The sequence below is a fragment of the Paractinoplanes bogorensis genome (genome assembly GCF_018829635.1).
Taxonomy (GTDB): Bacteria; Actinomycetota; Actinomycetes; order Mycobacteriales; family Micromonosporaceae; genus Actinoplanes; species Actinoplanes bogorensis.
Genome location: NZ_JAHKKG010000013.1, coordinates 1 through 19,982, shown reverse-complemented (window position 1 = coordinate 19,982; position 19,982 = coordinate 1). Strand labels below are relative to the sequence as shown.

Genomic DNA, 19,982 nt, shown 5'->3' with positions numbered 1-19,982 from the left:
GATGTCCTCTTCCTTATTTCGCGGCACCGAGCCGGCGAGAGGCGAGCCGTGCGAAGAGCACGGCGATGAGCAGCGCGAGACCGTTGAACATCGGCTGCACCCAGAACGGGACGCCGAGCAGACTCAAGCCGTTGAAGCCGACGGCGAGCAACAGGATCGCGACGATGACACCCGGCACGTTGTAGAAGCCGGGGCGGAACGTGGTGACGCCCAGGAACGCGGCGGCGTACGCGGGCAGCAGCAGGTCGGGGCCCATGCTGGGGGTGGCCGAGCCGGCCTGCCCGAGCTGGAACATGGCCGCCCCGGCGACGATCGCTCCGGCCAGGCCGAACGCGAGCACCTTGTACCAGCTGGTCCGCACGCCGGCCAGGAAGGCCACCCGCTCGGAACCGCCGATGGCGTAGAGACGGGCACCGACCGGGGTGTGCTGGAGCAGGTAGTAGCAGACCACGGCGATCAGCAGGACGGCCCAGACCGCCCAGGCGATCCCGCCCACGTAACCACGGCCCAGCGTCTCGAGCACGCCCGGCACGGTGGTCAGGATGGCGCCGTTGCTCAGCGCCAGGGTCAGCGCGGACAGGATGATGCCCATGCCGAGGGTGGCGATGAACGAGTTGATTTTGAAGTACACGTTGAGTACGCCGTTGACCACGCCGATGAACACCCCGAAGACCAGCATCGCCAGCAGGATCATCGGCACCGGCCAGTTCTGGCCGGTCAGGTAGGCGCCGAGCATCGCGCTGAAGCCCAGCGAGTAGCCGACCGAGAGGTCGAACTCGCCGACGATCAGCGGGAACAGCACGGCCAGCGTCATCATCGCCACCACGGCCTGACTGACCAGCAGCGACGTCCAGTTCTGCTGGGTGGCGAAGCGCGGCGTCGCCAGGCTGAACCCGATGACGAGCACCACCAGCAGGATGACCTGCGCGTATTTGTGGATCGCGATTCCCGCGAAGTGCCCGAGCTGGGACCCGGAGGGCGCGGTCGCCTCTTTCGCGACCGCCTCGGGGCGCTCGACGTTCGTGATCTGTGCCATGGCTCGCACGCTCTCGATCTACTGCTGCGCCATCAGGCGCGCCAGGTGAGTGGGGTTGTCGGGGGCGGTCAGTTCCTCGGCCGGCCGGCCGGGGCGAAGGACCAGGACCCGATCGCAGTACGTGGTGAGCTGCTCGACCTCGGAGGAGAGCAGGATCGCCGCCGCGCCGTCGTCGACGCGGGCCCGCACGGCGGCGAACATCCGCAGCCGGGCCGCCGGATCGACGCCGTTGGTGGGGTCGTCCAGGACCAGCACGTCCGGCCGGGTGGCCAGCCACTTGCCGAGGATGACCTTCTGCTGGTTGCCGCCGCTGAGGTTGCCGACGGACAGGCCCGGGTCGGCCGGCCGCACGTCCAGCTCGGTGATCACGTCGCGGACGGTGGCGCGGCGGGCCCGGGTCCGGTGCCAGTAGCGGCGCTGGTCGGGCAGCGCCACGTTGTCGGTGATGGTCATCAGCGCGACCGCGCCGTTGGTGAGCCGGTCGCGGGGCACCAGGGCCAGCCCGGCCCGGCGCGCCGCGGACGGGGTCCACGGGCCGTTCGCGGTGCGGCCCCGGCCGGTCAGGGTGCCGGTGCCGGGCACGCCGCCGCAGAGCAGCATGGCCAGGTCGTCGATGCCGGCGTCGGGCAGGCCCGCGAAGCCGAGGATCTCGCCCGCCCGCACCTCGAAACTCAAGGGCGCGAGCCGCTGACCGGCGAGGTCGCGGACCGTGATCAGCACCTGTCCGCCTGCGGTCTTCTCTCCCGAGGAGACGATTTCCTGCGCACCCTCCTCGGGGAGCATGTGCTCGATGATCTGCTCGGCGCTGATCTCGCCGGTCGCACCGGAGTAGACCAGCCGGCCCGCGGTCAGCACCGAGGTGCGGTCCGCGTACCGCTCGATCTCGTCGAGCCGGTGGGTGATCATCAGGACCGCGCAGCCGCGGTCGGCCAGCCGCCGCACCAGGGCGAGCACCTGATCGGCCTCGTCCTGGGGCAGCGCCGCGGTGACCTCGTCCAGGATCAGCACCCGGCTGCCCTGGTCCATCGCCACCGCGAGGGAGACCATCGCCCGCTCGGCCGGGCTGAGCGAGGAGCAGAGCTCCCGGGCGTCGACCGGGACCTCGTGCTCGTCGAGCAGCTTCTGGGTGCGTACCCGGGCCGCTTTGTTGCTGAGGAAGAACTGCTTGGCGCTCGGGTAGCCGCCGAGCAGGTCGACGCACTCGGCCACGGTGAGCTTCTCGACCAGCGGAGCTTCCTGGTGCACCACGCCGACCCCGGCGCGCCGGGAGTCGGCCGGCGAGGACCAGTTCTGCACCTCGCCGTCGAGCAGCAGGTCACCCTCGTCCTGGCCGTGCACACCGGTCAGGATCTTGATGAGGGTGGACTTGCCGCTTCCGTTGGCGCCGGCCACCGCGTGGACCTCCCCGGCGCGGACGCCGAGGGTGATCCCGGCGACCGCGACGGTGGGGCCGAAGGCCTTGGTGACCCCACGGGCCACCAGGACCTCCGCGGCTGGGGAGCCGGTCACTGCACGCCCCAGAGCTTGTGGTACGCCGCCTTGACGTCGAACGCGAGCGGCCAGGGCTCCTCGTTACCGATCATGTTGTTCTTGGTCAGCAGCACCACACCGGCGCCCTGGTTCTGCGGCTCGAACACCTTTTCCCCGCCGAGGACCCGGATGACCTGGTCGATCGCGGCGTAGCCGAGCATCGACGGGATCTCCACCACGGTCGCGCCCTGCACCTGGCCCTTGCGGATGAACTCCCGGTTGATCGGGTCACCGACCGCGCTCACCAGCTGGACCCGGTTGGCCAGGCCGGCCTGCATGATCGAGGTGACCTCGGCCGCGGCGGCCGAGTCGAACCCGGTGTAGATGAAGTTGACGTCCGGCTTGCTCTGCAGCGCGGCGACCGTGCGCGTACCGAGCGCGCCGGAGGCGATCTCGGCGGTGGTGAAGTCCACCGGGTCGAGCACCTTGCAGGTGGAGCAGCGGGCCATCTCCTTCTTGAACGCCTCGAAGGTGACCGTGTTGGAGGTGTACTCCTGGGTGACGACCGGCATCACCACCGCGTTGCCCTTGGACTGCGCGATGACCCATTCGGCCTGCATCTTGCCGTTGCCGCCGTAGTCCGGCGAGACGTCGGCCGTGAAGGTGAACTTGTCGCTGCTGGCGACCTGCGGGTTCGGCGTACCGGTGCCGTTGTTCATCGAGATGACCGGCACACCGGCCTTCTTGGCCGCCTCCAGGCCCTGCTGGATCAGCTTCTGGTCGACGGCCACGGTGATGATCGCGTCGGCGCCGCCGGAGATGGCGTTGAGCACCATCTGGTTCTGGGTCCGCGGGTTGGCCTGACCGTCGTAGACGGTGACCTTCCAGCCGATGCCCTCGGCCGCCGCCTTGGCCGCCTCGCCCGGGGTGTTGCAGCCACCGACGGCCACACCGCACGGGATGACCGCGAGGTTCTTTCCGGTCGGGGCGGGCTTGCCGCTGGTCGGGCCGGCGAACGTGGTCGGGCCTTTCTCGTGCTCGCTCACCGCGGTGACGAACTCCGAGACGTCCTGGCCTTCGGCACCACCGGCGGTGCCGGTGCCCTCGCCCTCGGCCGGGGCGCAGGCGGCGACCGCGGCCAGCGTCAGCGCCATGCCGGCGACAGTGGCGGCCTTGGATATTCTTGTAAATCGATCGGTGAAGTCGAATTTGAGGTTCACGGGTGTCTCCCCTTTAGTGGCTCGGAGAAAAAGAGGCGCTAGCTCTGGGGCGCTTCGGCCAGGACCACTTCGAGGCCGGCGGCCTCGATGCCCCGCACGAGCGATCCCGGCGCCCCGCTGTCGGTGATCAGGACGGCCGGGGTGGTGATCTCCGCGAACCGCGCGAAGTGCTCCCGGCCGATCTTGGTGTGGTCACAGAGGATCACCGTGGTCTGCGCCGCGGCGATCATGGCTTCCTTGACGGCGGCCTCCGCGGGATCCGGCGTGGAGAAGCCGTGCCGGACGGAGACGCCGTAGGTGCCGACGAAGGCGACGTCGGCGTGCACCCGGCTCAGCGAGCGCAGCGCGGCGGCGTCGACCTCGGCCAGCGTGTTGCCCCGGACCCGGCCGCCCAGCGTGTGGACGGTCAGGCCGGGCTTGGCCGCGAGCGAGGTCGCCACCTGCAGGCCATTGGTCAGAACGGTGAGTGGCAGGCCGCCCGCGAACACCTCGGCGAGGCGTCCGGTGGTGCTGCCGGCGTCGATCAGGACGGCACCCTCGGGCGGCATGTACTGCAACGCGACGTGCGCGATGGCGTCTTTCTCGTCCGACATGAGGCGGTCGCGGACCGGAAGGCCCGGAACGAAGTGGCCCCGCTCGGTGAGGATCGCACCCCCGTGAACCCGGTGCACCAGGCCCTCGCGCTCGAGATTGATGAGGTCGCGACGGATCGTCTCGGACGTGACCGCGAACTCCTCGGCCAGCGACGAGACTTCCAGCCGCCCGTTCTCCCGCAGCACCTCGATGAGCCGGCGACGGCGCTCGAGACCGAACTGCGGGGCGTTGGACGGGCCGGCGACCATCGCAGCCTCCTTGTGTGACGTGGACAACGTTGGGAACGTGTGGCTTTTCTACCTGCCCCCACCTGCATTCGGCAAGACCAAGTTCCGAATTTGTTTCGAGAGCGTGTCCTGATCCCTGGTTTTCCCACGTCCCCCGTTGTGGCGGCCCGATTTGACCGATCAGCCGATCCTGTGGGTTTGTGTTGACGAGCCACAGAGTCGGGCGTAGAAATGCCACATCGATGCGTGGCCCGTCGGCCCGCACTCCTCCGCCTTCTCACGCGGCGTCCACCGCCGCGTCGCTCTGAGGCACCGAAAGGCAGGCCCCTCGTGACCGCCACCGTCCTCCGCACCCTCGATCGGGTCGTCATCCGCTTCGCCGGCGACTCGGGCGACGGCATGCAGCTGACCGGCGACCGGTTCGCCGCCGGCACCGCCGTGTCCGGCAACGACCTGTCGACGCTGCCCAACTTCCCGGCCGAGATCCGGGCCCCCGCGGGCACGCTGTCCGGGGTGTCGAGCTTCCAGCTGCACTTCGCCGACCACGACGTGCTCACTCCCGGTGACGCTCCCGACGTGCTGGTCGCCATGAACCCGGCCGCCCTGCGGGCCAACCTGCGCGACCTGGCGGCCGGCGGCACGGTCATCGTCGACACCCACGACTTCACCAAGCGCAACCTCGTGAAGGCGGGCTACCCGGCCGATCCCCTGGCGGACGGGAGCCTCGACGGGTTCACCGTGCACCGGGCCGATCTGACCGCGCTGACAGTCGCCGCGGTCGATGAGTTCGGACTGTCGCGTAAGGACGCCTCCCGCGCGAAGAACATGTTCACACTGGGATTGCTGTCCTGGATGTACGGGCGGCCGGCCGAACCGACGCTCGACTACCTGAGCAAGCGGTTCGCGGCCAAGCCCGCCCTGCGCGACGCCAACCGGGCCGCCTTCACGGCCGGCTGGAACTACGGCGAGACGACCGAGGCGTTCGCTGTGCGTTACGAGATCCCGCCCGCGCCCGCCCCGGCCGGCCGCTACCGGACGATCACCGGGAACCTGGCCCTCGCGTACGGGATCGTCGCGGCCGGTGACCGCTCCGGGCTGCCGGTGTTCCTCGGCTCCTACCCGATCACCCCGGCCAGCGACGTGCTGCACGAGCTGGCCAAGCTCAAGCACTTCGATGTCACCACGTTCCAGGCCGAGGACGAGATCGCCGGCATCGGCGCCGCGCTCGGGGCGGCCTGGGGCGGCGCGCTCGGCGTCACCACCACCTCCGGCCCCGGGCTCGCGCTCAAGGGCGAGGCGATCGGGCTGGCCACCATGCTCGAGCTCCCGTTGCTGATCTGCGACATCCAGCGCGGCGGGCCGTCGACCGGGCTGCCCACCAAGACCGAGCAGGCCGACCTGCTGCAGGCCATGTTCGGCCGCAACGGGGAGGCGCCGGTGCCGGTGCTGGCCGCGCGCTCACCCGGCGACTGCTTCGACACCGCGGTCGAGGCCGTGCGCATCGCCGTCACCTATCGCACGCCGGTGCTGCTGCTGTCCGACGGGTACATCGCGAACGGGGCCGAGCCGTGGGCCGTGCCGTCGGCCGCCTCGTTGCCGGTGATCTCGCCGGACTTCGCGACCGGTCCCAACGAGGGCGACACCTTTCTTCCTTATCTACGCGAGCCTGACACTCTGGCGCGGCCGTGGGCGGTACCCGGCACGCCAGGACTCGAGCACCGGATCGGGGGCATCGAGAAGGCCGACCGTACGGGGGACATCTCCTACGATCCCGCCAACCACGACAAGATGGTGCGGTTGCGGCAGGCCAAGATCGACGGCATTGCCGTACCTCCTACTTTTGTGGATGACCCGGGTTCGTCGGACCTCCTGGTCATCGGCTGGGGCTCTACCTACGGGCCGATCGGTGCCGCCATCCGTCAGGCCCGCGCCGAGGGGTTGAAAGTGGCCCAGGCCCACTTGCGTTATCTCAATCCGCTGCCGGCCGACCTCGGCGAGCTGCTGCGCCGCTATCCGCGGGTGCTGCTGCCGGAGATGAACCTCGGGTACGGGTACGGGGGTCAGCTCGCCCTGCTGCTGCGGTCGAAGTTCCTCGTCGACGTGCAGAGCCACACGCAGGTGAACGGGCAGCCGTTCGCCGTCCACGACCTCGTCGAGGTCATCCGCACCCAGGTGAAGGGCGACCGATGAGCTCCGGACTCTCCCTCGTGCCGCTGGCCGGGAAGCCGCAGAACCGCAAGGAATACACGTCCGACCAGGAGGTGCGGTGGTGCCCCGGCTGCGGCGACTACGCCGTGCTGGCCGCCGTGCAGGGAATGCTGCCCACGCTGGGGTTGCGGCGCGAGAACATCGCCTTCATCTCGGGGATCGGGTGCTCGTCGCGCTTTCCTTACTACCTGGACACGTACGGGATGCACTCGATCCACGGCCGGGCCCCGTCCATCGCCACCGGCCTGGCGGTCTCGCGGCCCGACCTGTCGGTCTGGGTGGTGACCGGCGACGGTGACGCGCTGTCGATCGGCGGCAACCACCTGATGCACGCGCTGCGCCGCAACGTGAACATGACGATCCTGCTGTTCAACAACCGGATCTACGGGCTGACCAAGGGGCAGTACTCCCCCACGTCGACGCCCGGCAAGGTCACCAAGTCGACGCCGGCCGGGTCGATCGACCACGCCTTCAACCCGGTGTCACTGGCCCTGGGCGCCGAGGCGTCGTTCGTGGCCCGGACGGTCGACTCGGATCGGGCGCATCTGACTTCCGTGCTGCTGGCGGCGGCGCAGCACCGGGGGACGTCACTGGTGGAGATCTATCAGAACTGCCCGATCTTCAACGACGACGCCTTCGCGGCCGAGAAGACACCGCAGGGGGTGCTGCGCCTGGAGCACGGCCAACCGGTGACAGCCGGGGACTGGGCGGTGGTGGAGGAGGGCGGCCGGTTGTCGCTCTCGCCGCTGGCCGGAGCCGCGCCGATCATCCACGACGCCCAGGCGCCCGACCCGTCGCGGGCGTTCGCGTTGAGCCGGCTGGCGGGTGGGATGACGCCGGTCGGGATCTTCCGGCAGGTGGAGCGGCCCGCCTACGACGACGAGGCCCGGGCCCAGGTGGCGACCGCCATCTCGTCGCGGGGGCGCGGCGACCTGGACTCGTTGCTGCGCGGTCCGGACTCGTGGAGTCGCGACTGAGTTTGTTGTGGCCCTTCGGTCGTTCCGGTCGCGTCGCCCTCCGTCGCATCGCAGATTGCTTTGGGAGCGCTCCCATGTGACGATGGCGGTCTATCTCCGGCTGCGCTCCTAAGGACGTCCCATGCGTGGTTCTCTGCGGCTCGCTCTGGTCTCACTGGTGGCTGCCCTGCCCGTCGCGACCGCGGTCGTGGTGGCCGGGAGCGCGGATGCGGCCGATGACCCCGCGCCGATCACCGTGTTCACCAGCGACTTCGAAGACGGGACGACGCAGGGCTGGGCCGGGCGTGCGGCCGAGACGGTCACGGCCAGCACGACCGTCGCGCACGGTGGCAGTGGCAGCCTGGCCGTCACCGGGCGGACGGCCACGTGGCAGGGGCCGTCGCTCGACGTGCTCGACACGTTCGAGAAGGGGACGGCGTACACGATCTCGGCCTGGGTGCGCATGGCCGAGGGCTCCGACAACGCGCGGCTCAGCGTGGAACGGCGTACGGGCGGGGTGGCCGCCTACGACCAGGTCGTGGGCAACACCGCGGTGACCAGCGGCGGCTGGGTCAACCTGACCGGGCGCTACACGGTGGCCGCCGATGTCGAGTTCCTGCGCCTCTATGTCGAGACGGCCTCGACCACCGGGTCGTTCTTCCTCGACGACGTGAGCGCGAGCTACGTGCCGGCACTGCCGATCCAGACCGACATTCCCTCCGTACGCGATGTGGTGCGCGAATTCCCGGTCGGCGCCGCGATCACCGGGGCCGAGACCGTTACACAGCACGGCGAGCTGCTCGCCAAGCACTTCGGCAGCGTGACGCCCGGCAACGCGCTCAAGTGGGACGCGACCGAACCGTCCGAGGGCAATTTCTCGTACGCGCAAGCCGATCCTCTGATGTCGTTCGCCAAGGCGCACGGGCTGGCCGTCCGCGGGCACACGCTGGTCTGGCACAACCAGACGCCGGCGTGGGTGTTCACGGGGGCGGACGGACAGCCGATGACCGCGACCGCCGAGGACAAGGCGCTGCTGCTCGAACGGCTCGAAACGCACATCCGCAATGTGGCCGCGCACTACGGAACGGACATCGGAGTCTGGGATGTGGTCAACGAAGTGATCGATGAGAACCAGACGGACGGTTTACGGCGCAGCAGCTGGTACACGGTGGCGGGCCTCGACTACATCCGTACGGCGTTCCGGGTCGCCCGCGAGGTCGCCCCGCACGCCAAGCTGTTCATCAACGACTACAACACCAATGTCCCGGCCAAGCGCGACAAGTTGTACGCGCTGGTTGCGCAGTTGTTGAGCGAAGGTGTCCCGATCGACGGCGTCGGCCATCAAATGCACATCAACGTGCAGTGGCCGACCGTCACGGAGACCAAGGCGATGCTCGACAAGTTCGCTTCGCTCAACATCGAGCAGCAGATCACCGAGATGGACGTGAGCATCTACACGGGCAACGGCGAGTCGTTCCCGGCGCCACCGGCCGATCGGCTGTTGCAGCAGGCGTACGTGTATCGGGACATGTTCGCGCTGTTCCGCCAGTATCCGGGCGAGATCACCTCGGTGACGCTGTGGGGCCTGGCCGACGACAACACGTGGCTGGACACGTTCCCGGTGACCCGCAAGGACGCGCCGCTGCTGTTCGACACGCGGTTGCAGGCGAAGCCGGCTTATTGGGGCGTGGTCGACCCCACCAAGATCGGGACCTCTACGGGCACACCCACACCCACCTCGCCTACTCCGACGCCCACGTCGCCCACCCCCACGCCCACGTCGCCCACTCCGACGCCCTCGCCGTCCAGCCCCGGCTCGACAACCCCCACGCCGGGCGCGACGTCATGCTCCGTGAGCTATCGCGTCACAGGCTCGTGGCCGGGCGGCTTCCAGGCCGACGTACGCCTGACCAACACCGGCACGACGTCATGGGCGAGCTGGACGCTCGGCTGGCAGTTCGGCGCGGGCCAGAAGATAACCCAACTCTGGAACGGCTCCAGCACCCAGTCCGGCGATCTCGTATCAGTCACCGGCGCGGCCTGGAACGCCACGCTCGCACCCGGAGCATCTGCGTCGTTCGGCTTCCTGGGCTCGTGGACCGGCACCAACCCCGCGCCGACGACCTTCACCACGAAGGGAACCGTTTGCACGCTTGGTTGAGCGGTCGCGCTCAGGTGGTGCACGACTCCGCGCATCGGCGTCGTTCGGTTTCCTGGGCTCGTGGACAGGCGCCAACCCGGCGCCCACGGTCTTCACCACCAAGGGCACGATCTGCGCGCTCGTCTGACCGCCCACCCAAGACTGCGCGCCTCGCTCACTCCTCGATTGCCATCCGCAACCAAATGAAACGCGCGCATGACCGCAGCGCGCAGTTGAGCGACACGCGCGGTTAAGCGACACGCGCTCGGCGGCAACGAGCAACTTAGCGACACGCGCGGTTGAGCGAAGCGCGCAGTTGAGCGACACGCGCAGCGGCGCGCTGTCCGGACGAGCGGCGCGGGCGAGGGGCTAGGCCGGCGCGCAGGTGGGGTCTTCGGGGCCGCAGGCGTTGTCGGGGTCGCCGTCGTAGAGGCGTTCCAGCAAGGGCGCCAACGTCCGGCGCTCGTCGTCGGTCAGGCGGCGCAGGATGATGTTCTGCTCGGCGACGGCCTCGGACACCCGGTCGCGCAGAGACTCGCCGGCCTCGGTCAGCGTGAGCAGCTTGACCCGGCGGTCCTGGCCAGGGATGCGGGTGATCAGCCCCCGCTCTTCGAGCTGATCGGCCAGGCCGGTGATGTAGGAGCGGTCGCAGTGCAACTGCTCGGCCAGGTCACGCATGGGTGCGGGCGTCGACAGCAGGACCAGCACGCGAGCCAGCGGCACCGGCAGCCCGAACTCGGCCACCGTGGCCATGAAGTCGGCCCGGGCCTGCTCGGCGATCCCGATCAGCAGCTGCGACAGCCGGCCCGCTTCGGCGAAGCGAGCGGCCTGAAGTGACGACGGCATGCGACCAAGATTACTACACCCGCTAAACAGTTGACTCACTCACGCATTGAGCTATCGTCAAATACGTGACTAGCTCAACCATTGAGCGCGTCAACCGATGCGAAGGAGTTCCCGATGAAGCGTGACCCGTCTGCACCCCACCCCCTGCGCGCCGGCGACCCGGCCGGCTTGAACGTCGCGGTCATCGGCGGCACCGGCGGCATCGGCCGGGCGATCAGCCGCTCGCTGGCCGCGCGTGGTGCGAACGTTCTGGTCGCCGGCCGCACGTTCCGGGACGCGGATGTGCCCGGCATCGAGTTCCGCCCCGCCGACCTCAGCCTCATGCGCGAAGCTGAGCGCATCGCGCACGAACTGCCGGCCGAAACGCTCGACCTGCTCATTTTCACCACCGGCATCCTGGCCGCACCGAAACGCCGGGTGACCGCCGAGGGCATCGAGGAAGACACCGCCGTCAGCTATCTCAGCCGGCTCGTCATCCTCCGCGCGATCGCCGACCGGCTCGGCACCGGCCGCGACCAGCGGCCGCGGGCTTTCGTGATGGGCTTCCCGGGCAACGGCCAGGTCGGCACACTCGGCGACCTCAACGCCGAGCGAACGTACAGGAACATGGCCGTGCACATGAACACTGTGGCCGGCAACGAAAGCCTGGCGCTCGACGCCGCCAAGCGCTATCCACGCCTCGACGTCTTCGGACTCAACCCCGGCTTCGTCAAGTCGGAGATCCGCGGCAACCTTTTCGGCCCCGGCACCCTGCGCCACCGGCTCTTCGAGGGCGCACTCGGCCTGGTCACGACCAGCACCGACCGCTACGCGCAGCGCATCACGCCCATCCTGACCTCGCCCGACCTCGCCACCCGCAGCGGCGCGATGATCGACCGCAAGGGCGCCGTCATCCACCCCACGCCCGGCCTGACCGACGCCCGTGTCGCCGAGTTCCTGAACGAGTCGACCGCCCTGATCGCCCGCGCCGGAGTAACCGTCCCGCCAAAATGAGCGGCACGCTCAACCGCGCACGAGCAGCACGCCACCGGGGCCACCGCCAAGTGAGCGTCTCGCTCAAACGCGCAACACCGCGCAGCCACGCGCTCACCAACGCCCCCGCCCCGCGACCATCCCGCTCAAACGCGCAACATCGCCCAACGGCGGCACGCCAACGCGACCACCCCGCCAAAGCGAGCGAACCGCTCAAACGCGCAACACTGCTCACCGCGCGTATGAGCGACACACTCAACCGGGCGACACTGCCGGACTGCGCGTTTGCCGATCGAACGTGGCCACTATGCGCGGTGCCACTCTGCGGCGAGCAGTTCGAACGAGCGGACACGGTCGCTGTGGTCGTGCGTGATGGTGGTGACCAGCAGCTCGTCGGCGCCCGTCACGCGCCGCAACGTCTCGAGCTGGCCGGCCACCCGCCGCGCCGAGCCGACGAAATGGGTGTCGAGCCGATCGGCCACGAGCGCGCGATCCTCGTCGGTCCACTCGTGCGCCGCGGCCTCCCCGATCGACGGGTACGGGATGGCGCCGGTGCCGTTGCGGATGCTGCGCACCCACAACCCGTACGGGATGGCCAGCTGCTGAGCCGTTTCGTCGTCCTCGGCCACCACGATGTCAGCGCTCACCATCACGTGCGGTGCCGACAGCACCTTCGACGGCCGGAAAGCCGCCCGATACGCCTCCACCGCCTCGAGCACCTTGGCCGGCGCCACGTGATAGTTCGCGGCGAACGGCAAACCGCGCGCACCGGCCACCCGTGCGCTTTCCCCACCGCTGCTACCGAGCACCCACAGCTCGAGATCCGCGTTCTCCCCCGGCACCGCGTGCGCCTCGTTCCCGAGACCATCGGCGTACGGCCCCGCGATCAGCGTCTGCACCTGATCGACCACCTCGTCCAGGTCGAGCGCCTCCGCGTTCGGCTGCTTGAGCAGCTTGCCGAACAGGGCCGCCCGCGCCGACTTCATCAGGGGCGTGAAGTCGAAGTGCTTCGGGATGAGCAGCCCGTCGACGACCCGCGCCTCAGCCGGCGCCGGAGCGGGCGGCGGCCCGGCCAGATCGGTGGAGCGACGTTGCGCGGAACGCCCGAGCCCCAGGTCGAAACGCCCGGGATAGAGCGCATCCAGCAGCCCGAACTGCTCGAGAACGGCCAGCGGCGTGAGATAACCGGTCTGGACGGCCCCTGACCCGAGCCGGATCCGCGAGGTCACGGCCGCGATCTGCCCCAGCAGCACGGCCGGCTGCGAGCTGGCCACACCCGCCGTCAGGTGATGCTCGGCGACCCAGTACCGGTGATAGCCGAATTCCTCGGCCCGGGTGGCCAGGTCGAGGGTGCGCCGCAGAGCATCAGCGACGGTGCCCCCGGAGACAAGCGGAGCGAGATCCAGAATGGACAAGGGAACAGTCATGAAATTTCTCCAGAGGCCGGAAGTGAAGCCGGGACAGGGGCCGGATCGGAAGCCGGAACAGGGGCCGGATCGGAAGCCGGAACAGGGGCCGGATCGGAAGCCGGAACAAGGGCGAGCACAGGGGCGGAGAGAAGGGCGGGAAACGGGCGGCTAGGGACCGAACGGCGCAGGACCGGCGCGATCTCGGACTGGAAGAGCTCGAGCGTCGCCCGATGTTGCTTGCCGGTCAGGCCGCCGGCGTCGGCGTGCTCATGCATGACCTCGTGCCCGAACGACTCGTGGTAGCGCAGCACCTTGTCGACGATCTGCTGCGGGCTGCCGACCAGGATGGAGCTGCGCTCGATCGCGTCCTCCAGGGTGGGGAAGACCGGCTCCACGCCCACTTTGCGGAACAACGCGATCCGCTCGTCGTAGATCGGACGGTAGGTCTCGATCGCCTCCTGCGATGTCGGCGCGGCGTAGAAACCAGCACTTCCCGCCCCGACGAGGGCGTCCGACGGGCGGTGCCCGTAGTGGGCCCACCGTTCGCGGTAGTAGCGGATCAGTTCCGCGTACGGCTCGATGGGGTTGGTGACGTTGGCCGAGAACAGGGGGTCGCCGAACTTCGCGGCCAGGTCGACCGACTCCCGGCTGGTGGCGCTGCCGTGCCAGACCCGGATCGGCTGCTGCAGCGGCCGCGGCCAGGTCTCGGCGTCGGTCAGGGACGGACGGAACCGGCCCTCCCACGTGACGCGGGGCTCGCGCCAGAGACGGCGGAAAAGCTCGTAGCCCTCCCGGTTGCGATCCCACTGGTCGTCGGCGGTGACGTGGAACAGTTGGGCCTGGGCGGCGCCGTTGCCCTTGCCGATGATGAGCTCGAGGCGGCCGTCGGAGAGGTTGTCGAGGGTCGAGTAGTCCTCGAACGCGCGCACCGGGTCGAGCAGCGAGAGCGTGGTGACCGCCGTGAACAAGCGGATCCGCGAGGTGACGGCGGCGATGTGGCTGAGCACCACGGGCGGTGACGACGAGAAGAACGGCCGCTCGTGCCGCTCCCCCACCCCGAAACCGTCGAAGCCGAGCTCCTCGGCCAGCACGGCGTTGTCGACGACCTCGCGAAGGCGTTCGCGGGCCGGCCGGTGCGGGTCCTTCTCCGCGATCAGCGTGATGAGCAGGAATTTCATCGCGACACCTCCGGGGTCGGGACCGCCTCGATGAGGGCGCGGGTGTATTCGTGCTGCGGGCGGTGGAAGACGTGAGTGAGCAGGGAACAGGAACCAGACTCCCTTTTTCCTATAGCTTCAGTAGGAGATGAGCAAGGGGTCATGACGTAAATCCCAGATGGCGAAGGCACTTCACAAGTCCGTAAAACATATCTACCCGATAGGACTTGAGGGTTTTAGGTCCGCCGCCTTAGCCTCATCGGCAGCAGCCCTCCTCGGAAGGACCCCCGTGAGTCTTCTGTCCTCGGCTCGCGCGGCGGTCGGCCGCCCGAGCAGCAGCGAGCATCCGCCACCGGACGACCTGGTCGTGGTCCCGGCCCGGCACCCCTGGCGCTGGATCGCGGCCGCCGCGGTGCTGATCGTCGTCGTCCAGTTCCTGCACGGCCTGATCACCAACCCGGGCTGGGAGTGGAGCACGTTCATCGGCTACTTCTTCGAGAGGTCGGTGATGGACGCGCTGCTCATCACGCTGCAGCTGACCTTCGCCGGCGCGGTTCTCGGCTTCGCCGGCGGCATCGTCCTGGCCCCCATGCGCCTGTCGAAAAACCCCGTTCTCCGTACGACGTCCTGGACGTTCATCTGGGTCTTCCGCTCGGTGCCCCTGATCGTGCAGTTGCTGTTCTGGGCCAACCTCGGCTACCTCTACGACCGGCTGCAGATCGGCGTCCCGTTCGGCCCCGGCTTCTTCAGTTTCGAGACGTCGACCCTGGTCAGCGCGTTCGGCGCGGCGCTGCTGGGCCTGGCCCTGCACGAGGCCGCGTACGCCGCCGAGATCGTCCGGGCCGGCATCCTGTCGGTCGACTCGCGCCAGCTGGAGGCGGCCGCCGCGCTCGGCATCCCGCGGCTGCGCCAGTTCCGCCGGATCCTGCTCCCCCAGGCGATGCGGGCGATCCTGCCCAACGCGGCCAACGAACTGGTCAACCTGCTCAAGAGCACGTCGGTCGTCTACGTGCTGGCCATCGGCGAGCTGTTCTACCAGGTGCAGGTCATCTACGGCCGCAACGGGCGGGTTGTGCCGCTGCTGCTGGTCGCGACGGTCTGGTACGTGATCCTGACCGCCGCCCTCTCGATCCTGCAGCACTACGTCGAGCGCCGTTATTCGAGGGGATTCGTCCGATGATCGAGCTCGACGGTGTGCACAAGTCGTTCGGCACGCTCGAAGTGCTGCACGACGTGACCCTGAACGTGCCCGCGGGCAGCGTCACCGTGATCCTGGGCCCGTCCGGTTCCGGCAAGTCGACCCTGCTGCGGTGCATCAACCACCTCGAGAAGGTGGACCGCGGCCGGGTCCGGGTCGACGGTGAACTGATCGGTTACCGCCGGGTGGGCAACAAACTGCACGAGTTGAGCGAACGGCACATCCTCAAGCAGCGGGCCCGGATCGGGTTCGTCTTCCAGACGTTCAACCTGTTCCCGCACATGACGGCGCTGGAGAACGTGCGGGAGGCCGGCGGCGGCATCGAGTTGCTCGACCGGGTCGGCCTGGCCGGCAAGGCCCACGCCTACCCCCGTCAGCTCTCCGGCGGACAGCAGCAGCGGGTCGCGATCGCCCGGGCCCTCGGGCGCGAACCCAAGCTGATCCTGTTCGACGAGCCCACCTCGGCCCTCGACCCGGAACTCGTCGGCGAGGTGCTCGACGTCATGCGCGACCTGGCCCGGGCCGGCACCACCATGATCGTCGTCACCCACGAGATCGGCTTCGCCCGCGAGGTGGCCGACACCATCGTCTTCCTCGACGAAGGCCGCATCGTCGAGCAGGGACCGCCGTCCGAGGTCCTCGACCGTCCCCGGCATGAGCGCACTCGCGCCTTCCTCTCCAAAGTTCTTGTCTGAACCACCGTTCTCGTCTGAAGGAGCAAACCCCTCCATGCGTACGAAATCCCGTACGAAATCCGCCGTGCTCTTGATCGCCGCACTCGCCGGACTCGCCGCGTGCGCCGCACCGGACGAGAAGGCCGCGGACCCCGCCGACGTGCAGCAGGCCGCCGCCGTGACCATCAACGACGGGCCCGACCAGCAGCGCATCGTCCCGGCCAAGGTGGACGCGGCCGCCGCCCTCCTGCCCGAAGCGATCAAGCAGAAGGGCAGCCTGACCATCGGGGTCGGCGCGGCCGGCGCCGGGTTCGCCCCGCTCGCCTTCACCGCCACCGACAACAAGACGCTGATCGGCAGCGAGCCGGACATCGCGGTGGCCGTGGCCGGCATCCTCGGCCTCGAGCCGGACCTGCAGAACACCAGCTGGGAGAACCTCTTCATCGGTCTCGACAGCGGCAAGTACGACGTCGGCGCCTCCAACATCACGGTCACCGAGGAACGTAAGCAGAAGTACGACTTCGCGACCTACCGCAAGGACGAGCTCGCGTTCGAGGCCAAGAAGGGCAGCGGGCTGAAGGTGACCGGCCCGGCCGACGTGGCCGGCAAGAAGGTCGCCGTCGGCTCCGGCACCAACCAGGAGAAGATCCTCGTCGAGTGGAGCGAGGAGGCCGTGAAGCAGGGCCTGCCCAAGGTCGACATCAAGTACTACCAGACCAACCAGGCCACCTACCTGGCCCTCGGCTCCGGCCAGATCGACCTCTATCTAGGCCCGAACCCGACGTCGGCCTACCACGTGGCCAAGGCGGGCGAGACCGAGATCGTCGGCACGTACTCGGGCGCCGGATCCACCCTGCAGGGCAAGATCGCGCTCACCACGAAGAAGGGCAGCGGCCTGGTCGAGGCGTACAAGGCCGCCCTCGACGAGCTCGTGAAGTCGGGCGACTACCAGAAGATCCTGGACCGCTGGAACCTCGCGAACGAGTCGGTCGGCACGCCCGAGATCAACCCGCCCGGCCTGCCCATCGAGGGGAAGTAGCTATGACGAACCTGCATCTGGCGGTAGCGCTGGACGGCGCCGGCTGGGATCCCGCGGCCTGGCGCGCACCGGAAGCCCGGCCGGCGGAACTCTTCACCGCCCGCTACTGGACCCAGCTGGTCGCCGAGGCCGAGGCGGGCAAGCTCGACTTCGTCACCATCGAGGACGGACTGGGCGTGCAGACCGACGATCCCGGGCAGGTGCAGGGCCGCCTCGACGCGGTGCTGATCGCGTCGCGGGTCGCGCCCCTCACCCACCACATCGGACTGGTGCCGACCGCTACCGTCACGCACACCGAGCCGTTCCACATCTCCAAGGCGATCGCGACGCTCGACTACGTGAGCCGGGGCCGCGCCGGTTGGCGGGTCCAGCTGTCGGCGCGGGCGCACGAGGCGCAGCACTTCGGCCGCCGCGAGATTCCCGAGATCAACCCCGCGTTTCCCGTACGCGAGCACGTGCGCGAACTCTACGACGAGGCGGCCGACTACGTGGAGGTGGTGCGCCGCCTCTGGGACAGCTGGGAGGACGACGCCGAGATCCGCGACGCCGCCACCGGCCGGTTCATCGACCGCGACAAGGTGCACTACATCAACTTCGAGGGCCGGTTCTTCACCGTGAAGGGCCCGTCCATCACGCCCCGGCCACCGCAGGGCCAGCCGGTGGTGACCGCCCTCGCCCACAACGAGATCCCGTACCGCTTCGCCGAGAAGGCGGCCGACGTCGTCTACGTAACCCCGGTCGACGCCGCGGACGCCCACGAGATCGCGTCGCAAGTCAGGGTGCGCCACGTCTTCGCCGACCTCGTGGTGTTCCTGGAGCCCACTTCGACCGCCGCTCGGCAGCTGCCGAGTGATGCCCACGTTTTCGCCGGCACGCCCGCTCAGCTGGCCGACCTGTTGCTGGAATGGCAGGCGGCCGGGATCAGCGGCTTCCGCCTGCGGCCCGGTCGCCTGCCCGACGACCTGCGCGGAATCACCCGTGGTCTGGTGCCCGAGCTGCAGTCGCGCGGCGTCTTCCGGCACGAGTACCAGGAGGACACGCTGCGCGCCCGTCTCGGCCTGGAACGACCGGCCAACCGGTACGCCGCCGTCGAAGGAGCCCGCGTTGCCTAAGCAGATCCATCTCGCCGCCCACTTCCCCGGCGTCAACAACACCACCGTGTGGAGCGACCCCGAGGCGGGCAGCCACATCGAGTTCGACTCGTTCGTCAAGCTCGCGCAGACCGCCGAACGGGCCAAGTTCGACTTCTTCTTCCTGGCCGAGGGCCTGCGGCTGCGCGAGCAGGGCGGCCGGATCTACGACCTGGACGTGGTCGGCCGGCCCGACACGTTCACCGTGCTGGCCGCGCTGGCCGCCGTGACCGAGCGCCTCGGTCTGGCCGGCACCATCAACTCCACGTTCAACGAGCCGTACGAGGTGGCGCGGCAGTTCGCCTCGCTCGACCACCTGTCCGACGGGCGCGCGGCCTGGAACGTCGTCACCTCGTGGGACGCGTTCACCGGTGAGAACTTCCGGCGTGGCGGTTTCCTGGCCGAAGGTGACCGGTACAGCCGCGCGACCCGGTTCCTCGAAACGGCCAAGGAACTGTTCGACTCGTGGCCGGCCGACGCGATCGCCGCGGACAAGAACTCCGGTACGTTTCTGCGCGATCCGAGCGCGGGCACGTTCGCTCACCAGGATGAGCATTTCGACATCGCCGGACGGTTCAACGTTCCGCGCAGCCCGCAGGGCCGCCCGGTCATCCTGCAGGCCGGCGACTCGGATGCGGGCCGCGAGTTCGCCGCCGCCACGGCCGACGCCATCTTCAGCCGGCACGGCACGCTCACCGACGGACAGAAGTTCTACGCCGACGTGAAGGGACGGCTGGCCCGCTACGGCCGCGAACACGATTCGCTCAACGTGCTGCCCGCGGCGACGTTCGTTCTCGGCGACACGGACAACGACGCGCAGGAACGCGCCCGCATCGTGCGGCGGCAACAGGTCAGCGGCGCCACCGCGATCAAGTTCCTCGAACAGCTGTGGAACCGCGACCTGTCCGCCTACGACCCCGACGGTCCCCTGCCCGAGATCGATCCGGACGTCTCCGAGCAGCACATCGCGCGCGGCCGGGCCAGCGTCCGGATGCACCGCGACCCGATCGCCGTCGCCCGCGAGTGGCGGGAGCGGGCCGCCGCCGAGAAGCTGTCGATCCGCGAGCTCATCATCGAGGTGACCGGCCGGCAGAACTTCATCGGCTCGGCCGCCACGATCGCCGCCGCCCTCGACGACCTCGTACAGCAGGACGCCGCCGACGGTTTCATCCTGGTGCCGCACGTGACGCCGGGCGGCCTGGACGAGTTCGCCGACAAGGTCGTGCCGCTGCTGCAGGAGAGAGGCGTCTTCCGCACGGAGTATTCGGGCCCGACGCTCCGCGACCACCTTGGGCTGGCCACACCATGACCACAGTCGACGCCGATCAGTCAGTGCTGGACGACCCGGTTGTCCGTTCGCTGCACGGTTCGCATGCGCGTTTCGCGCAGTCGTACGGCCGGGCGCTGCGGTACGAGACGGACGTCGCGCCGTTCCACGCCCTGGAAGACGCCAACGACCCGCGGGCGTGGACCGACCTCGCCGAGCTGACCCGTCCGAGCAAAAAGGCGAGCGGCCCGAACGCCCAACTGAGCGGCCCGAACGCCCAACTGAGCGGTGCGAACGCCCAACTGAGCGGTGCGAACACCAGATTGAGCGGCCCGGACACCCAACTGAGCGGTCCGAACACCAGATTGAGCGGCCCGGACACCCAACTGAGCGGTCCGAACACCAGATTGAGCGGCCCGGACACCCAACTGAGCGGTCC

16 protein-coding genes and 1 pseudogene are annotated in these 19,982 nt (G+C 69.1%); 10 read left to right on the top strand and 7 right to left on the bottom strand.

Going from position 1 to position 19,982, the window contains the following annotated elements; genetic code table 11:
• Positions 1-13 precede the first annotated feature (13 nt).
• Genes KOI35_RS35805 through KOI35_RS35790 form a run of 4 tightly spaced genes read right to left on the bottom strand, consistent with a single transcriptional unit; the run spans position 14 to position 4,568 of the window.
• On the bottom strand, positions 14-1,036 hold the full coding sequence (locus KOI35_RS35805; RefSeq protein WP_215793140.1) for an ABC transporter permease: 1,023 nt from the start codon (positions 1,034-1,036) through the stop codon (positions 14-16).
• An 18-nt stretch (positions 1,037-1,054) separates the two neighbouring features.
• Positions 1,055-2,515, bottom strand: coding sequence for a sugar ABC transporter ATP-binding protein (locus tag KOI35_RS35800; protein ID WP_215793139.1), 1,461 nt, complete (start codon positions 2,513-2,515; stop codon positions 1,055-1,057).
• Positions 2,516-2,541: 26 nt separating this feature from the next.
• Positions 2,542-3,726 (bottom strand): sugar ABC transporter substrate-binding protein, encoded by a 1,185-nt coding sequence (locus KOI35_RS35795; RefSeq protein ID WP_215793138.1) that lies wholly within the window; start codon positions 3,724-3,726, stop codon positions 2,542-2,544.
• A 38-nt stretch (positions 3,727-3,764) separates the two neighbouring features.
• Complete coding sequence (locus KOI35_RS35790; RefSeq protein WP_215793137.1) at positions 3,765-4,568, bottom strand: DeoR/GlpR family DNA-binding transcription regulator; 804 nt, start codon at positions 4,566-4,568, stop codon at positions 3,765-3,767.
• Positions 4,569-4,946: 378 nt separating this feature from the next.
• On the opposite strand from KOI35_RS35790, the gene KOI35_RS35785 reads away from it, so the two are divergent.
• The 3 genes from KOI35_RS35785 (at position 4,947) to KOI35_RS35775 (ending at position 9,872) form a co-directional block, all read left to right on the top strand.
• Positions 4,947-6,737 (top strand): 2-oxoacid:acceptor oxidoreductase subunit alpha, encoded by a 1,791-nt coding sequence (locus KOI35_RS35785; protein WP_246614347.1) that lies wholly within the window; start codon positions 4,947-4,949, stop codon positions 6,735-6,737.
• Positions 6,734-7,732, top strand: a complete 999-nt coding sequence (locus KOI35_RS35780; protein ID WP_215793135.1) for a 2-oxoacid:ferredoxin oxidoreductase subunit beta — start codon at positions 6,734-6,736, stop codon at positions 7,730-7,732. Before KOI35_RS35785 ends, KOI35_RS35780 begins: the two co-directional genes overlap by 4 nt.
• A gap of 121 nt (positions 7,733-7,853) precedes the next feature.
• Positions 7,854-9,872 (top strand): endo-1,4-beta-xylanase, encoded by a 2,019-nt coding sequence (locus KOI35_RS35775; protein WP_215793134.1) that lies wholly within the window; start codon positions 7,854-7,856, stop codon positions 9,870-9,872.
• A gap of 348 nt (positions 9,873-10,220) precedes the next feature.
• On the opposite strand, the gene KOI35_RS35770 is transcribed toward KOI35_RS35775, so the two are convergent.
• Positions 10,221-10,697, bottom strand: a complete 477-nt coding sequence (locus KOI35_RS35770) for a MarR family winged helix-turn-helix transcriptional regulator (RefSeq protein ID WP_215793133.1) — start codon at positions 10,695-10,697, stop codon at positions 10,221-10,223.
• Positions 10,698-10,811: 114 nt separating this feature from the next.
• Here KOI35_RS35770 and KOI35_RS35765 point away from each other — a divergent pair, with 114 nt between their 5' ends.
• The gene (locus KOI35_RS35765) at positions 10,812-11,690 is read left to right on the top strand and encodes an SDR family NAD(P)-dependent oxidoreductase (RefSeq protein ID WP_215793132.1); all 879 of its coding nucleotides are present in this window, start codon (positions 10,812-10,814) and stop codon (positions 11,688-11,690) included.
• Between the two features lie 284 nt (positions 11,691-11,974).
• On the opposite strand, the gene KOI35_RS35760 is transcribed toward KOI35_RS35765, so the two are convergent.
• Positions 11,975-13,096 (bottom strand): LLM class flavin-dependent oxidoreductase, encoded by a 1,122-nt coding sequence (locus tag KOI35_RS35760; RefSeq protein WP_215793131.1) that lies wholly within the window; start codon positions 13,094-13,096, stop codon positions 11,975-11,977.
• Complete coding sequence (locus KOI35_RS35755) at positions 13,093-14,256, bottom strand: LLM class flavin-dependent oxidoreductase (RefSeq protein ID WP_215793130.1); 1,164 nt, start codon at positions 14,254-14,256, stop codon at positions 13,093-13,095. Before KOI35_RS35755 ends, KOI35_RS35760 begins: the two co-directional genes overlap by 4 nt.
• A 268-nt stretch (positions 14,257-14,524) precedes the next feature.
• Here KOI35_RS35755 and KOI35_RS35750 point away from each other — a divergent pair, with 268 nt between their 5' ends.
• The 6 genes and pseudogenes from KOI35_RS35750 to KOI35_RS35725 form a co-directional block, all read left to right on the top strand.
• On the top strand, positions 14,525-15,415 hold the full coding sequence (locus tag KOI35_RS35750) for an amino acid ABC transporter permease (RefSeq protein ID WP_308121299.1): 891 nt from the start codon (positions 14,525-14,527) through the stop codon (positions 15,413-15,415).
• Positions 15,412-16,128, top strand: coding sequence for an amino acid ABC transporter ATP-binding protein (locus tag KOI35_RS35745; protein WP_215793128.1), 717 nt, complete (start codon positions 15,412-15,414; stop codon positions 16,126-16,128). The genes KOI35_RS35750 and KOI35_RS35745 overlap by 4 nt, the downstream gene beginning before the upstream one ends.
• A 34-nt stretch (positions 16,129-16,162) precedes the next feature.
• Complete coding sequence (locus KOI35_RS35740; RefSeq protein WP_215793127.1) at positions 16,163-17,146, top strand: ABC transporter substrate-binding protein; 984 nt, start codon at positions 16,163-16,165, stop codon at positions 17,144-17,146.
• A 2-nt stretch (positions 17,147-17,148) separates the two neighbouring features.
• Complete coding sequence (locus KOI35_RS35735) at positions 17,149-18,258, top strand: LLM class flavin-dependent oxidoreductase (protein ID WP_215793126.1); 1,110 nt, start codon at positions 17,149-17,151, stop codon at positions 18,256-18,258.
• Positions 18,251-19,585: an NtaA/DmoA family FMN-dependent monooxygenase gene (locus KOI35_RS35730; RefSeq protein WP_215793125.1), complete on the top strand. Its 1,335-nt coding sequence runs from the start codon at positions 18,251-18,253 to the stop codon at positions 19,583-19,585. The genes KOI35_RS35735 and KOI35_RS35730 overlap by 8 nt, the downstream gene beginning before the upstream one ends.
• Before the next feature lie 23 nt (positions 19,586-19,608).
• Positions 19,609-19,982 (top strand): annotated as a pseudogene (locus KOI35_RS35725) (hypothetical protein); the annotation flags it as partial.

Excerpts from the sequence above, each read along its gene's own strand:
- KOI35_RS35770 (WP_215793133.1), bottom strand. The coding sequence starts at position 10,697 with ATGCCGTCGTCACTTCAGGCCGCTCGCTTCGCCGAAGCGGGCCGGCTG.
- KOI35_RS35775 (WP_215793134.1), top strand. The coding sequence starts at position 7,854 with ATGCGTGGTTCTCTGCGGCTCGCTCTGGTCTCACTGGTGGCTGCCCTG.
- KOI35_RS35790 (WP_215793137.1), bottom strand. The coding sequence starts at position 4,568 with ATGGTCGCCGGCCCGTCCAACGCCCCGCAGTTCGGTCTCGAGCGCCGT.
- KOI35_RS35780 (WP_215793135.1), top strand. The coding sequence starts at position 6,734 with ATGAGCTCCGGACTCTCCCTCGTGCCGCTGGCCGGGAAGCCGCAGAAC.
- KOI35_RS35745 (WP_215793128.1), top strand. The coding sequence starts at position 15,412 with ATGATCGAGCTCGACGGTGTGCACAAGTCGTTCGGCACGCTCGAAGTG.
- KOI35_RS35740 (WP_215793127.1), top strand. The coding sequence starts at position 16,163 with ATGCGTACGAAATCCCGTACGAAATCCGCCGTGCTCTTGATCGCCGCA.
- KOI35_RS35760 (WP_215793131.1), bottom strand. The coding sequence starts at position 13,096 with ATGACTGTTCCCTTGTCCATTCTGGATCTCGCTCCGCTTGTCTCCGGG.
- KOI35_RS35755 (WP_215793130.1), bottom strand. The coding sequence starts at position 14,256 with ATGAAATTCCTGCTCATCACGCTGATCGCGGAGAAGGACCCGCACCGG.
- KOI35_RS35765 (WP_215793132.1), top strand. The coding sequence starts at position 10,812 with ATGAAGCGTGACCCGTCTGCACCCCACCCCCTGCGCGCCGGCGACCCG.
- KOI35_RS35735 (WP_215793126.1), top strand. The coding sequence starts at position 17,149 with ATGACGAACCTGCATCTGGCGGTAGCGCTGGACGGCGCCGGCTGGGAT.
- KOI35_RS35805 (WP_215793140.1), bottom strand. The coding sequence starts at position 1,036 with ATGGCACAGATCACGAACGTCGAGCGCCCCGAGGCGGTCGCGAAAGAG.
- KOI35_RS35785 (WP_246614347.1), top strand. The coding sequence starts at position 4,947 with ATGCAGCTGACCGGCGACCGGTTCGCCGCCGGCACCGCCGTGTCCGGC.